The sequence below is a fragment of the Yoonia sp. R78084 genome, assembly GCF_044595625.1.
Taxonomy (GTDB): Bacteria; Pseudomonadota; Alphaproteobacteria; order Rhodobacterales; family Rhodobacteraceae; genus Yoonia.
In genome coordinates this window covers 267,766-280,746 of record NZ_CP138993.1, presented here as the reverse complement: position 1 = coordinate 280,746, position 12,981 = coordinate 267,766, and the positions used below count along the sequence as shown (strand labels likewise).

General features: G+C 59.5%; 12 protein-coding genes. 7 read left to right on the top strand and 5 right to left on the bottom strand.

Going from position 1 to position 12,981, the window contains the following annotated elements:
• Positions 1 to 10: 10 nt before the first annotated feature.
• On the bottom strand, positions 11 to 889 hold the full coding sequence (locus tag SJY29_RS01485) for an RNA polymerase factor sigma-32 (protein WP_110279727.1): 879 nt from the start codon (positions 887 to 889) through the stop codon (positions 11 to 13).
• A 94-nt stretch (positions 890 to 983) separates the two neighbouring features.
• On the opposite strand from SJY29_RS01485, the gene cobU reads away from it, so the two are divergent.
• Genes cobU through SJY29_RS01465 form a run of 4 tightly spaced genes read left to right on the top strand, consistent with a single transcriptional unit; the run spans position 984 to position 4,390 of the window.
• Positions 984 to 1,508, top strand: coding sequence for a bifunctional adenosylcobinamide kinase/adenosylcobinamide-phosphate guanylyltransferase (gene cobU, locus SJY29_RS01480; protein ID WP_400085964.1), 525 nt, complete (start codon positions 984 to 986; stop codon positions 1,506 to 1,508).
• On the top strand, positions 1,505 to 2,074 hold the full coding sequence (locus SJY29_RS01475; RefSeq protein WP_400085961.1) for a histidine phosphatase family protein: 570 nt from the start codon (positions 1,505 to 1,507) through the stop codon (positions 2,072 to 2,074). Before cobU ends, SJY29_RS01475 begins: the two co-directional genes overlap by 4 nt.
• Before the next feature lie 59 nt (positions 2,075 to 2,133).
• Positions 2,134 to 2,823: a glutathione S-transferase gene (locus SJY29_RS01470; protein WP_400085958.1), complete on the top strand. Its 690-nt coding sequence runs from the start codon at positions 2,134 to 2,136 to the stop codon at positions 2,821 to 2,823.
• 52 nt (positions 2,824 to 2,875) lie between these two features.
• Complete coding sequence (locus SJY29_RS01465) at positions 2,876 to 4,390, top strand: YifB family Mg chelatase-like AAA ATPase (RefSeq protein ID WP_400085956.1); 1,515 nt, start codon at positions 2,876 to 2,878, stop codon at positions 4,388 to 4,390.
• Here the strand turns inward: SJY29_RS01465 and gshB are convergent.
• The 3 genes from gshB to rsmI form a co-directional block, all read right to left on the bottom strand.
• Positions 4,387 to 5,325 carry a glutathione synthase gene (gene gshB / locus SJY29_RS01460; protein WP_400085953.1) on the bottom strand — a complete coding sequence of 313 codons (939 nt, stop codon included), beginning with the start codon at positions 5,323 to 5,325 and terminating at the stop codon, positions 4,387 to 4,389. The two genes, SJY29_RS01465 and gshB, sit on opposite strands and share 4 nt — an antisense overlap.
• A gap of 66 nt (positions 5,326 to 5,391) precedes the next feature.
• Positions 5,392 to 5,748 (bottom strand): YraN family protein, encoded by a 357-nt coding sequence (locus tag SJY29_RS01455; protein ID WP_400085950.1) that lies wholly within the window; start codon positions 5,746 to 5,748, stop codon positions 5,392 to 5,394.
• Positions 5,745 to 6,605: a 16S rRNA (cytidine(1402)-2'-O)-methyltransferase gene (rsmI, locus tag SJY29_RS01450; RefSeq protein ID WP_400085948.1), complete on the bottom strand. Its 861-nt coding sequence runs from the start codon at positions 6,603 to 6,605 to the stop codon at positions 5,745 to 5,747. The genes SJY29_RS01455 and rsmI overlap by 4 nt, the downstream gene beginning before the upstream one ends.
• 104 nt (positions 6,606 to 6,709) lie before the next feature.
• Between rsmI and SJY29_RS01445 the strand changes: the two genes are divergently transcribed.
• From SJY29_RS01445 to murJ, 3 genes are read left to right on the top strand one after another with little or no spacing between them, the layout of a single operon-like run.
• Entirely contained in the window at positions 6,710 to 7,894 is a 1,185-nt protein-coding gene (locus SJY29_RS01445; RefSeq protein WP_400085946.1) for a penicillin-binding protein activator, read from the top strand.
• On the top strand, positions 7,875 to 10,670 hold the full coding sequence (locus SJY29_RS01440; RefSeq protein ID WP_400085943.1) for a [protein-PII] uridylyltransferase: 2,796 nt from the start codon (positions 7,875 to 7,877) through the stop codon (positions 10,668 to 10,670). The genes SJY29_RS01445 and SJY29_RS01440 overlap by 20 nt, the downstream gene beginning before the upstream one ends.
• Complete coding sequence (murJ, locus tag SJY29_RS01435) at positions 10,667 to 12,229, top strand: murein biosynthesis integral membrane protein MurJ (RefSeq protein ID WP_400085942.1); 1,563 nt, start codon at positions 10,667 to 10,669, stop codon at positions 12,227 to 12,229. The genes SJY29_RS01440 and murJ overlap by 4 nt, the downstream gene beginning before the upstream one ends.
• Here the strand turns inward: murJ and SJY29_RS01430 are convergent.
• Positions 12,226 to 12,906, bottom strand: a complete 681-nt coding sequence (locus tag SJY29_RS01430; protein ID WP_400085939.1) for a rhomboid family intramembrane serine protease — start codon at positions 12,904 to 12,906, stop codon at positions 12,226 to 12,228. The two genes, murJ and SJY29_RS01430, sit on opposite strands and share 4 nt — an antisense overlap.
• Positions 12,907 to 12,981: the final 75 nt, after the last annotated feature.

The following is a 12,981-nucleotide window of genomic DNA, read 5'->3' as shown; positions in this document are numbered from 1 at the left end:
ATGTCCGCGATCAGGCAAAAAACGCGTGAACCTCTGCGCTTTGCGACTCAAGGCTCTTGCGCATCTTGCCAAAGGCCGCCGCCTCAAGCTGACGCACGCGCTCTTTCGACAGGCCAAGTTCGGACCCGAGGCTTTCCAGCGTGCGCGGCTCATCGCGCAACTTCCGCTCGCGGACGATGAACTGTTCGCGGTCATTCAGCCCTGACAAGGCGGTCAGCAACCACTGGCGCAGCGTTTCATTGTCGTGCGTATTCTCAACTCTTTCAGCGGCTTGCATACCGTCATCCTCGAGCGCATCAATCCACTCGCGGCCTTCATCATCAACGGATTGGGTGGCATTCAGCGAAAAATCGGACCCGGACAAGCGACCTTCCATCATCTCGACGTCGTGCAACGGCACGCCCACTTCAATCGCGATCAATTCGCGCATTTCGTGGCGGTCCAGCTCGCGGCCCTCGGCCGCCGCTTCACGCTCAAGCCGTGCCTGCACGCGGCGCATGTTGAAAAACAGCGACTTTTGCGACGATGTCGAACCGGTCCGCACCATCGACCAGTTGCGCATCACGTAATCTTGGATAGACGCTTTGATCCACCAGACGGCATAGGTCGAGAACCGCACACCGCGATCAGGGTCGAACTTGTCAGCGGCCTTCATCAGGCCAACAGAGGCCTCTTGAATGAGGTCGTTCATCGGTGCGCCATAGCGCTTAAATTTGGATGCCATCGAAATGGCCAAACGCATGTAAGCTGTAATCAGCCGGTGCAGCGCCTGTTCATCGCGCTGGTCACGCCATGCATATGCCAAGGCCAATTCGGTCTCAGCGTCAAGCAACTCTGCTTTCATCGCTGTCCGAGACAAAGTTTGATCAGAAAAACCGGTCACGCCCATTGTTATTCTCCCAAGTCGCAGTGTGTTGCATTAACTTTGTTGTTTGAATTAGTTACGAAGGCGTTTCCGAAATGGATCAAAAAAAGTGAACACAATGCCATTGCCGAAACTTTCGCTCGTTCTTGGCGGAGCAGCCTCTGGTAAATCCGCTTTCGCGGAAAACCTTGTGCTGCAAAGCGGGAATGCGCCCGTCTATCTGGCGACCGCACAGGTGTTCGACGATGAAATGGCCCAGAAGGTCGCGCGACACCGTGACATGCGCGGGACAGGCTGGACGACAATCGAAGAACCGTTGGATCTTGGCCCCGCTTTGGCGGCAATCACACCCCAACAGACCGTCTTGATCGACTGCGCCACACTCTGGCTGACCAACGTGGTTCTGGGCGATCACAACGTGGGCGAACACACCGACGCGCTGCTTGCAGCGATAGCCACCTGTCAGGGGCCCGTTATCGTCGTCTCGAACGAAGTCGGCCAGGGTATTGTGCCGAACAATGCCCTGTCGCGCAAATTCCGCAATGCGCAGGGTGCCCTCAATCAACGGATTGCATCCGAGGCCGGACTTGTGGTCGCCGTCATGGCCGGCCTGCCACTGGTTCTCAAGGGAACGCTCCCATGACCAAGCTCTGGCTGGTCCGGCACGGGCCGACACATGCCAAAGCGATGGTCGGCTGGACAGACCTACCCGCCGACCTGTCCGACACCGCCGCCATCAGCCGCCTGCGCGCCTTCCTGCCTGACGCACCTGTTGTGTCCTCCGACCTCAGCCGCGCGATCAGCACCGCAGATGCACTGACCCCCAAAGTACGCCTGCCCCACGCCCCCGACCTGCGCGAAATCAACTTTGGCGACTGGGAAATGCGCAATTTCGCCCAGGTAGAGGCCGAAGATCCGCAGAGAATCCGCGCCTACTGGGAAACCCCCGGCACCATTGCCCCGCCGAACGGCGAAAGCTGGAACGCGGTCCGTGCGCGCGTCGATCGCGCAGTTGACGGATACCTGCGCGCGGGTCACCCCGATCTGATTGTTGTAGCCCATTTTGGTGTTATCCTCACCCAGCTTCAGCGCGCATTGGGTATCGGCGCCTATGAGGCCTTTGGGCACAAGATTGAGAACCTGTCGGTCACAACCCTGTCCTGCAAGTCAACCGGCTGGTCCGCCGATCATATCAATCACAAGCCGTGATGCAGGGCGTCACAGAATACTGATCGCCAGAACGCTTCTCGTACCGCTAGACTTACTGCATGACATATCAACTCTACATCGGTGATCGCACCTTCAGTAGCTGGTCCTTGCGGGGCTGGCTGATTCTGGAAAAATTCGGGCTGCCCTATCAGGCGCATATGGTCGGGCTCTACGCTGGAACCATGCAGGCGGACCTCGCACATCTCGCCCCCGCCCGCACCGTGCCTGTGATGCAAACCGCCGAAGGATATGTAGTGACCGACAGTATGGCGATGGCCGAAACGCTTGCCGAAAAACATCCCGAACGCGCCCTCTATCCCCGCGATCCGGCGGCCCGCGCATTGGCCCGTTCCATCACTGCAGAAATGCACAGTGGTTTTGGCGCATTGCGCAACGCCTGCCCCATGATGCTTGGTTTTGTCTGGGAGGGTTTCGTACCCGCCGACACCGTCAAAGCAGACCTGCGCCGCATCGAAGACCTGTGGTCCCTCGCCCGCACACGGCATGGACAGAATGGCCCGTGGCTCTTTGGCGACTATTCTTTGGCCGATGTGTTTTACGCGCCTGTTGCGATGCGGATCACCGCCTACGATCTACCGGTCAGCGATGAATCCCGCGCCTACGTTGCGGCCCATCTGTCAGACCCCGCTTTTGTGGCCTGGCGACAAGAGGCGCTCAAGGAAACGCACAGCCCCTTCCCCTACGCCTTGCCGCTTGCACAAAAGCCTTGGCCCGAAGAGAAAAGTTAACCTTTCTTAAAGACCCAGGCCGTACCCGTTAACCATAAACGGGGAAAACGCCATGGTCGCTTTGGCCTACACTGTTGCTTTCGAAGGGATCGAGGCGCGCCTGGTCGAGGTGCAATGCGCCGTGACACCTGGTATTCCGGCCTTCGCCATCGTGGGTTTGCCCGACAAGGCCGTCTCGGAAGCGCGCGAAAGGGTGCGCGCCGCACTCAGCGCGATGGCTATCGCCCTGCCGTCGAAGAGGATCACAGTAAACCTCTCTCCCGCCGATTTGCCCAAAGAAGGGTCGCACTTCGATCTGCCCATCGCACTGGCTCTGCTGGCCGCGCTCGAAATCATTCCGCAGGATGTCGCGTCCCAGACGGTCGCTTTGGGCGAATTGTCCCTCGACGGGACCTTGGTGCCTGTGGCCGGCGCACTTCCCGCTGCCATGGCCGCTGCCGAAGGCGACCGCACCCTGCTCTGTCCGCAGGCCTGCGGCGCAGAGGCGGCGTGGGTCGGCTCGGTGAATGTCATCGCACCCCGCAGTCTGGCCGAGATGGTGCGGCATTTCACAGGGCAGGCGGTGCTACAATCATCCCAACCGGGCGAGGTTCTGGCACGAAACGGTGCACGCGACCTGTCGGAAGTCAAAGGACAGGAACGGGCCAAACGCGCGCTTGAGATCGCAGCCGCCGGGCGGCATCACCTGCTTCTGGTGGGCTCACCCGGTTCCGGCAAATCTATGCTCGCCGCCCGGATACCCGGAATCTTGCCACAATTATCGCCATCCGAAGCGCTTGAGACCTCGATGATCCACTCTCTGTCGGGGCTTTTGGACGAAGGCGGGATCAACCGCGAACGGCCCTTTCGGGAACCGCACCACACGGCATCAATGGCGGCCATCGTCGGCGGTGGCCGCAGCGCAAAACCCGGCGAAATCAGCCTTGCGCACAACGGGGTGTTGTTCATGGATGAATTCCCGGAATTCCCGCGTACCGTGCTTGAGACCCTGCGCCAGCCAATCGAAACCGGCGAAGTCGTCGTGGCCCGTGCAAATGCCCACGTGCGCTATCCTTGCCGGTTTATGCTGGTCGCGGCGGCCAACCCCTGCAAATGCGGCTACCTCGCTGATCCGGCCCGCGCCTGCACCCGCGCGCCGATCTGTGGCGAGGATTATCTGGGGCGCATTTCAGGCCCGCTGATGGACCGTTTCGATCTGCGGGTCGAAGTACCTGCCGTCGCCTTTACCGACCTCGACCTCCCCGAAACCGGCGAAAGCTCGGCTGCGGTCGCCAGCCGCGTTCACAAGGCGCGCGACATCCAAACCGCACGGTTTGCAGGGCATGGCACTGCACGGGTCAATGCCGACGCCGAAGGTCATCTGCTGGACGAAATCGCAACCCCTGATGCAGAGGGACGCGCACTCCTGCTCAAGATCGCGGAACGCTTTGGCCTCTCGGCACGAGGATACCACCGCGTCCTGCGGGTGGCGCGGACAATCGCGGATTTGGAGGGTGAAGCAGATGTCCAAAGACCCCACGTGGCCGAGGCGGTCAGCTACCGGCTGGCGATGACCAAAGAAGTCTAGCGCCGTGCCTCGATCGCCTGCCAGATCTTCTCGGCGATGTTGACACCGTCAAAGCGCTCCAACTCCTGAATTCCGGTGGGCGATGTCACGTTGATCTCGGTCAGCCATTTCCCGATCACGTCGATGCCGACGAAAATCTGGCCCTTCTCGCGCAAGAGCGGCCCGATCCGCGCACAAATCTCACGGTCGCGGTCGGTCAGTTCCACTTTCTCGGGGCGTCCACCCACATGCATGTTCGAACGGGTTTCACCCGCGGCAGGAACACGGTTGATCGCGCCGACCGGTTCACCATCGACAAGGATCACGCGTTTATCGCCCTTGGACACATCCGGCAAAAACTGCTGCATGATCAGCGGCTCACGGTTGATGCCCGAAAACAGCTCGTGCAGCGACGCAAGGTTGCTGTCGGCGCCCTTCATCTTGAAGACACCCGCACCACCGTTGCCATAAAGCGGCTTGAGAATCACGTCGCCATACTGCGCGCGGAATGTCTTGAGCGTCTCAAGGTCACGCGCAATCATCGTGGGCGGCGTAAGGTCCGGGAAATTCAGTACCAGAAGTTTTTCAGGATAATTGCGCACCCAGAACGGATCATTCACCACCAATGTCTTGGGATGGATCATGTCCAGAATATGGGTTGTGGTGATATAGCTCATGTCAAACGGCGGATCCTGCCGGAGCCAGACAACATCGAACTCCGACAGATCGACATATTGCTCGTCGCCCAGCGTAAAGTGATCGCCTTTGACGCGCTGCACCGTGAGCGGCCAGCCCTTTGCCATCACGCGGCCCTGATCATAGGCGAGCTTGTCCGGTGTATAATAAAACAGGCTATGCCCCCGCGTCTGCGCTTCTTCGGCAATGCGGAACGTGCTGTCGGCATCTATATTGATCGGCCCAATCGGGTCCATCTGGAAAGCGATTTTAAGCGTCATGGCGGGCCTCTTGCGTTATCAAGCTGGCGTGTTGATGGCCCAGCCTGCGCGCAGGTGCAATGGGCCTCAGAATTCCATAAAGGCGTTTTCAATCACTTTCAGGGCACCAAAACCGTTCACAATCGCCAGATCAAACCGCACATCGGTCAATTGACCGCGCGGCTCATTGGCCAAAAACTCACCCGCACTGGCCACGATCCGTGCCATTTGCCGTTGGCCCAGCCGCGTCGCGGCCGTCGCAAAGCTCTTGCTTTTTTTGACCTCGATGAAGACCACCGTGTCTCCGTCGCGGGCGATCAGGTCAATTTCACCCGCTTCCCCGCGCCAGCGCCGCGCGGCAATTGCATGATGGCGGTTCGTATAATCCGTAGCGACAATATCCTCCGCCACCAACCCGGCATGATATCCAACAGCACCGGTCATTCATTATCACCTAACTGCAAGGCAATCTGGTAAACCTGCCGCCGCGGCAGGCCCAACGCGCCGGCCACAACTGTCGCCGCATCTTTCACACGCATGGTTTTCATCGCCTCACGTAACGCCCCATCAATATCATCATCAGCCACTGCAACGGCACCCGCACGGCCAACGAGTACAACGAGTTCACCTTTGACGGTCCGCTCAGCAAAATCACCCGCCAGCGTCGCAAGCGACCCACGCGTGATTTCTTCAAACTTTTTCGTCAACTCGCGGCAGACCACCGCTTCCCGTTCATCCCCCAAGATATCGCGCAAATTAGCTAACATTTCCCCAACGCGTTTCGGGCTTTCGTAAAATACCAAGGTAAACGGGATATCGCGCAATACCGCGATTTCATTTTCACGCTGTTTCTTGCCCGCTGGCAGAAAGCCGACGAATGCAAAACGATCGGTAGCGAGGCCCGACACGGTCAAACCTGCCAGCACCGCAGAGGCCCCAGGTGCGGTCGTCACCGCCACCCCCTCTTTGATGGCAGCACGGCCCAATTCATAGCCCGGATCAGCCACCAGAGGTGTGCCCGCCTCGGAGACGTAAGCCACTGATTTGCCTGACTTCATATCTGCAACCAGCCGCGCAACAGCCCCGTCACCGCTGTGATCGTGAAACGCCACAACCTTGCGCCCATTGAGCGGCACGCCGTGAATTTCCATCAACTTGCGCGCTGTTCGCGTATCCTCGGCGGCAATCAAATCGGCGGACGCCAGAATATCCAGCGCGCGCAAAGTGATGTCGCGCGCCGATCCGATTGGCGTGGCCACGAAATACAGACCGGCAGAGAGTGGCTTGCTTATAAAATTCATCTCTGGACCCGCTGGCCCCCTGCTTTATGATGGACCTCAACATCGCGGCGGGACATGAGGCCTCGGCCAACTGCCGTTCGCGCGAAACAGGAGGAATACCACGCATGTTTGCTCGTTTCAGCAACGCCCGCAAGTCGCTCGCGCGCTTTTTTGCAATTACCGCCCTTCTTTGGCTGGCTGCCTGTGATGTCACTTTGGCCCCTGACGCCAATGTCGGCCGCGCAATCAACCCCAATGCGCCGATCGAAGTGGCCCTGCTGGTGCCGGGCGGTTCAGCGCAGGAAACCGACAATCAACTGGCGCGGAATTTTGAAAATGCGGCCCGCCTTGCGATTGCGGACCTCCAAGGCGCAACTGTTGACCTGCGTGTCTACAACACCGCCGGTGGCAACCCGCAACAGGCCGCACTGGCGGCCACGCAAGCTGTCAATGAAGGGGCGAAGATCATTATCGGGCCACTGTATGGCGAGGCAGCAAACGCCGCCGGCGTCGCCATCGCGGGACGGAATGTGAACGTGCTTGCCTTCTCGAACAACAGCGCCTTCGCAGGCGGCAACGTGTTCATTCTGGGGCCGACATTTGACAATACGGCAGATCGTCTTGTCCAGTTTGGCACGCGTCAGGGCATCAGCCGATATTTCGTCGTCCACGGTGACGATCTGCCGGGTCGCGTTGGCCGCGATGCAATCACCTCGGCGATTCAGCGAAACGGTGGGGAAATCTCTGGCGTCGATAGCTACCAGCTGTCGCAGCAAGGCATCTTTACGGCCACGCGCCGGATTGTGTCGAATGTGCGCAGTTCGGGCGCGCAGGGCGTCTTTACCACGGCCAGTGCAAATGCCGATCTGCCCATCCTTGCAACGGCTCTCCCCGATGCGGGTATGGATACAGACCGCAGCCGCTTTATCGGCCTGACCCGCTGGGACACACTGCCCCAGATGGCCGCTCTGCCCGGGCTTGAAGGCGGGCTTTTCACCGTCCCCGATCCGGGACCGTCGACACTCTTTGCCAACCGCTACGCCGCGACCTATGGCGAAACTCCGCATCCGTTGGCAGGCCTTGCCTATGACGGGATCGCGGCGATCGGTGCGCTTGCAGCGGCTGGCAACACACAGGCCGTGACGAAAGAGGCCCTTACCCAACCCCAAGGGTTCCGCGGCACGTCAGGTGTCTTCCGTCTGCTGCCAAATGGCCTTAACCAGCGCGGCCTTGCCGTTGCTACATTTCAAAACAATCAGGTTGTAATCCTTGACCAAGCCCCAAGAAGTTTTGGCACCCCAGGCCTCTGAACGCATACCAGCATCAGCACAAAGCACGCCGGACAGTTTGATCTGTCCGGCGTCCGTCATTTTTGACAACAACGCGGTCCAAGCCCAGATCGCGGCAGCAATCGCGACCGCATCATCCGAACGCGACATCCGCGCCGCAACCGTTGCCACATTGTCCCAAGCGCGCCGCGATGGCATGGCCCAGATCGCGGCAGCCTTCGCGGCACAGCCTTTCGCATCGCGCCCCACGACCCGCGCCTATAGCTGGCTGACCGACCAGATCGTGCAGACGGTGATGGACGTTGCGCAAAAGCACCTGCACCCCCTTCCCAACCCCACTGAAGGCGAGCGTTTGTCGCTGATCGCCGTGGGCGGGTATGGCCGTGGCGAGATGGCGCCCTATTCGGATGTCGATCTGCTGTTTCTGACGCCCTACAAAATCACGCCTTGGGCGGAGAGCGTCATCGAATCCATGCTCTATATGCTTTGGGATCTGAAACTGAAGGTCGGACACGCCAGCCGCACCGTCAAGGACTGCCTGCGTCTGGCAAAGGAAGATTATACGATCCGCACCTCGCTTGTGGAATACAGGTATCTGGCCGGTGATGCCGATCTCGCGGCAAAACTCGGCCAACGCCTCTGGACCGACCTGTTCAAAACTACCGCCAGCGATTTTATCGAAGCCAAGCTGGAAGAACGCGCCACGCGCCACCGCAAACAGGGCGGACAGCGCTACGTCGTCGAACCGAATGTGAAGGAAGGCAAGGGCGGGCTCCGTGATCTGCAATCCCTGTTCTGGATCAGCAAATATATCAATGGCGTGAAGGACGCGGCCGATCTGGTCAATCTGGGGGTCTTTACAGCCGAAGAATTTGAAACCTTTGTCACCGCCGAAGACTTTCTTTGGGCGGTTCGCTGTCATCTGCACCTGATCGCGGGGCGCCCTGTCGACCAGTTGACCTTTGACATGCAGGTTCAGGTGGCAGACGCGATGGGATACACGGATCACGGCGGCCGCCGCGGCGTTGAACACTTCATGCAGGCCTATTTCCGGCAGGCCACCCATGTGGGCGAATTGACGCGGATCTTCCTGACAGCACTCGAAGCCAACCACACCAAGCAAGAACCCGTGCTCGTGCGGCTTCTCGCGCGGCGCAAGAAAGCAAAGCCACCCTATGCGATCAAGCAGAACCGGCTGACGATTGCCAACGAGCGGGATTTCTTTGCCGACAAGGTGAACATGCTGCGGATCTTCGAAGAGGCGCTGCGGACCGGCACATTGCTGCATCCCGATGCGATGCGGCTGATCTCGGCCAATCTTCACCGGATCGACGAAGACCTGCGCAACGACAAAGAGGCGCGGCGGATCTTCCTTGATCTGCTGCTGAAGCACGGCAACCCCGAACGGGCGCTGCGACGGATGAACGAATTGGGGGTGCTGGCCGCATTCATCCCCGAATTCGCGCCCATCGTCGCGATGATGCAGTTCAACATGTACCACCACTACACGGTGGACGAACACACGATCCAATGCATCAGCAACTTGGCGCAGATCGAACGCAAGGAACTGATCGAGGAATTGCCAGTCTGTTCAGGTATTCTGGAACGCGGCGTGAACCGCAAGGTACTTTATGTGGCGCTCCTGTTGCACGACATCGGCAAAGGGCGTGACGAAGACCATTCCATCCTTGGCGCCCAGATTGCGCGCAAGGTCGCACCTCGGCTGGGGCTGAACAAGAAGGAATGCGATACGGTCGAATGGCTGATCCGCTATCACCTTTTGCTGTCGGATGTGGCGCAAAAACGCGACATCTCTGAACCACGTACCGTGCGCGGCTTTGCCAAGGCGGTGAAATCGGTCGAGCGGCTGGAACTGCTGACCACACTCACGGTCTGCGACATTCGCGGCGTCGGCCCTGGGACATGGAACAACTGGAAAGCGGTTCTGATCCGCAACCTTTACAAAGCGACAAAATCGGCGCTGGAAACCGGCCTTGAAGACCTCAACCGCGAAAGCCAGGAGGCCGAAGCGAAACGCGCCTTGCGCGCCGAGCTTGCGGATTGGGACAAGAAAGCACTCAAGACAGAGATTGCTCGCCACTATGGCACCTACTGGCAGGGGCTTCCGCTCTCGGCGCAAGTTGTCTTTGCAAGACTTCTTTCCGAGATCAAGGACGACGAAATCAAGATCGACCTTATGCTCGATGACGACCGCGACGCGACCCGCGCCTGCTTTGCCATGGTCGACCATCCCGGTCTTTTCAGCCGCATGACGGGCGCCTTGGCGCTGGTCGGCGCCAACGTCGTGGATGCGCGCACCTACACATCCAAAGACGGCTATGCGACGGCTGTTTTCTGGATACAGGACGATGACGGCAACCCCTATGAGGCCGCACGGATGCCACGCCTGCGCACCATGATCGAGCGCATCCTGCGGGGTGAAATCGTCGCCAAAGAAGCGCTGAAAGACAAAGACAAGATCAAGAAGCGCGAACGCGCTTTCCGCGTGCCGACCACCATCAGTTTCGATAACGAGGAATCCGAGATCTATACGATCATCGAGGTCGATACGCGCGACAGGCCCGGACTTCTCTACGATCTGACGCGCACGCTGGCGAACAATCACGTCTATATCGCGTCAGCCGTGATCGCGACCTACGGCGAGCAGGTCGTCGATACCTTCTATGTCAAAGACATGGTCGGGCTGAAATACTACAACGAGGCCAAGCGCGCATCGCTGGAACGCAAACTGCGCGAAGCCATCGCCCAAGGCGCCGAGCAGGCGGTGGCAGGATGAAACCCATCCGTCTGATGGCTGGCTTCTTCACGGTCGGCATCTGGACATTGCTGAGCCGTGTCGTGGGCTTTGTCCGCGACATCATGATCGCGGCCTACCTTGGCACCGGCCCCGTGGCCGAGGCATTCTTGGTGGCCTTCTCACTGCCCAATCTCTTCCGCCGCTTTTTTGCCGAAGGCGCCTTCAACATGGCCTTTGTGCCGATGTTTTCCAAGAAAGTCGAAGCCGGCGAAGACGCCCGGCGCTTTGCCCAGGATGCTTTTGTCGGCCTTGCCGGCGTGCTGACAGTCTTTACGGTGATCGGCGTCATCTTCATGCCCGCGCTTGTGACATTGATGGCCAGCGGGTTTTTAGGCACCGAGCGTTTTGATCTGGCTGTCTATTACGGCCGGATTGCCTTTCCCTATATCCTTTTCATCTCGCTGACAGCGCTGATGTCGGGGGTCCTCAACGCCGTGGGCCGGTTTACCGCAGCGGCAGCCGCACCTGTCCTGCTGAATGTCATCTTCATCGTGGCGCTGATCATCACCGGCGTCACCGGCGATCATACCGCCCCCGAGGCCCAGTCCACCATCGGCCAATCCCTCGCGTTCGCCGTACCAATCGCGGGCCTTGCCCAGCTTGCGCTGGTATGGGTTGCAGCCAAGCGCGCGGGCTATGCCCTGCGCCCGGGCATGCCCAAGCTCACACCGGAACTCAAACGCCTCGCGGTTATCGCAGCCCCTGCCGCGCTTGCGGGCGGTGTCGTGCAGATCAATCTTCTGGTCGGTCGCCAAGTCGCCAGCTTCTTTGAAGGTGCTGTTGCTTGGCTGAACTACGCCGACCGTCTCTATCAATTGCCTCTCGGCGTGGTGGGCATCGCGATCGGGGTTGTGCTGCTGCCCGATCTGTCACGCCGCCTGCGCGCGGGTGACGACGCAGGCGGACAGGACGCCTTCAACCGTGCCTCTGAAATCAGCCTTGCCCTGACCATCCCCGCCTCTGTTGCACTTATGGCGATCCCGATCCCGCTCGTCAGTGTCCTTTTCGAACGCGGCGCCTTTACCAGCGACGACACCGCCGCGACTGCACTTGCCGTCGCGGTCTACGGTCTGGGCCTGCCTGCCTTTGTGCTGCAAAAGACCCTGCAACCGCTATTCTTTGCCCGCGAAGACACCAAAAGGCCGTTCTATTACGCCCTTGCCGCCATGGTCCTGAATGCAGCACTGGCCATCGGATTATCACCGCAAATCGGCTTTATTGCGGCCGCCATTGGCACGTCCCTGACGGGCTGGGCGATGGTTTTCATGCTGATGCGCGGCGCGCGGACCATGGGCGACGCCGGCAAGTTCGACGCGCGCTTCAAGAAACGGTTGGGGCGGATCATTCTGTCCGCGCTCGCAATGGGGGCGATCCTCTTTGCCAGTGCGACGGTAATGACACCCTTTTTTGGCATCGCAACTCTGCGTTATCTAGCCCTGCTCGTCTTGGTGCTGATCGGCATGGTCAGCTACTTTGGCATCGGTCACCTGCTGGGTGCGTTCAAACTGTCCGAGTTCAAACGCAACCTGCGCCGCTAGGACCGTTCCCGCATCCGGCGCACAAGACTGGCCCACCCGCCGGGTGCCAGAAGTGTCGAGACTACGAAACCCGTCACAAAACCCGCAAGCTCCGAAATCCACTGGCTGTTGCCACCGAAGATCAGACCGAAGATCAGCTGGATCGCCAAGAGAAACCCGATCAGCCGAAACGCCATGATCTGGTTCTCTCCGGCACTTCCGAGCCGCAGCCACAACACATAGGTATAAGCACCGATGAGACCATAAACCGGTGTAAAGGCCCCAATGAGCAATGTGTTGTCACCCGCCAGCATGCCGAAAACGACCGCACCGGCAATGCTGGTGACGATATAGACAACCAGCACTCTGAACGATCCGTAGTATTCGGCTGTGAACTTGCCCAAAGCAAGGATCAAAGCCGCACAGAACGCCATCTGGATCAGATCACCATTGATAAATGTGTAGGTGACAAAACGCTTGAGCATATCGAGGCTGTAGTCCCCGCTCACCAGCACCCGGTCCAGCACCGCAGGGGCAAAGCCGAATTCCTCAATCGCGGCAAGCCGCCAGCCCAGACCGCGCGGGCCACCGATGATCCCCGCATTCGCAAGCTGAAAGACAACTTCGATCCCGACAATCGCAAGCGCCAGTATGACCACCACAACAGGCAAAGTATTGAACGGGCTTTCGGGCTTCATAGCGGTCTCGCTGCAGAGTTGAAGTTGACGGGTCTGTCTGGCATGGGTATGCGACCCTTGCCCCGAAATCCAGAC

What these genes read in the sequence shown, in the direction of transcription:
- gshB (WP_400085953.1), bottom strand. Translation starts at nt 5,325, where the DNA reads ATGACGCTTAAAATCGCTTTCCAGATGGACCCGATTGGGCCGATCAAT.
- SJY29_RS01455 (WP_400085950.1), bottom strand. Translation starts at nt 5,748, where the DNA reads ATGACCGGTGCTGTTGGATATCATGCCGGGTTGGTGGCGGAGGATATT.
- SJY29_RS01465 (WP_400085956.1), top strand. Translation starts at nt 2,876, where the DNA reads ATGGTCGCTTTGGCCTACACTGTTGCTTTCGAAGGGATCGAGGCGCGC.
- rsmI (WP_400085948.1), bottom strand. Translation starts at nt 6,605, where the DNA reads ATGAATTTTATAAGCAAGCCACTCTCTGCCGGTCTGTATTTCGTGGCC.
- SJY29_RS01445 (WP_400085946.1), top strand. Translation starts at nt 6,710, where the DNA reads ATGTTTGCTCGTTTCAGCAACGCCCGCAAGTCGCTCGCGCGCTTTTTT.
- SJY29_RS01475 (WP_400085961.1), top strand. Translation starts at nt 1,505, where the DNA reads ATGACCAAGCTCTGGCTGGTCCGGCACGGGCCGACACATGCCAAAGCG.
- SJY29_RS01470 (WP_400085958.1), top strand. Translation starts at nt 2,134, where the DNA reads ATGACATATCAACTCTACATCGGTGATCGCACCTTCAGTAGCTGGTCC.
- SJY29_RS01485 (WP_110279727.1), bottom strand. Translation starts at nt 889, where the DNA reads ATGGGCGTGACCGGTTTTTCTGATCAAACTTTGTCTCGGACAGCGATG.
- SJY29_RS01430 (WP_400085939.1), bottom strand. Translation starts at nt 12,906, where the DNA reads ATGAAGCCCGAAAGCCCGTTCAATACTTTGCCTGTTGTGGTGGTCATA.
- murJ (WP_400085942.1), top strand. Translation starts at nt 10,667, where the DNA reads ATGAAACCCATCCGTCTGATGGCTGGCTTCTTCACGGTCGGCATCTGG.
- cobU (WP_400085964.1), top strand. Translation starts at nt 984, where the DNA reads ATGCCATTGCCGAAACTTTCGCTCGTTCTTGGCGGAGCAGCCTCTGGT.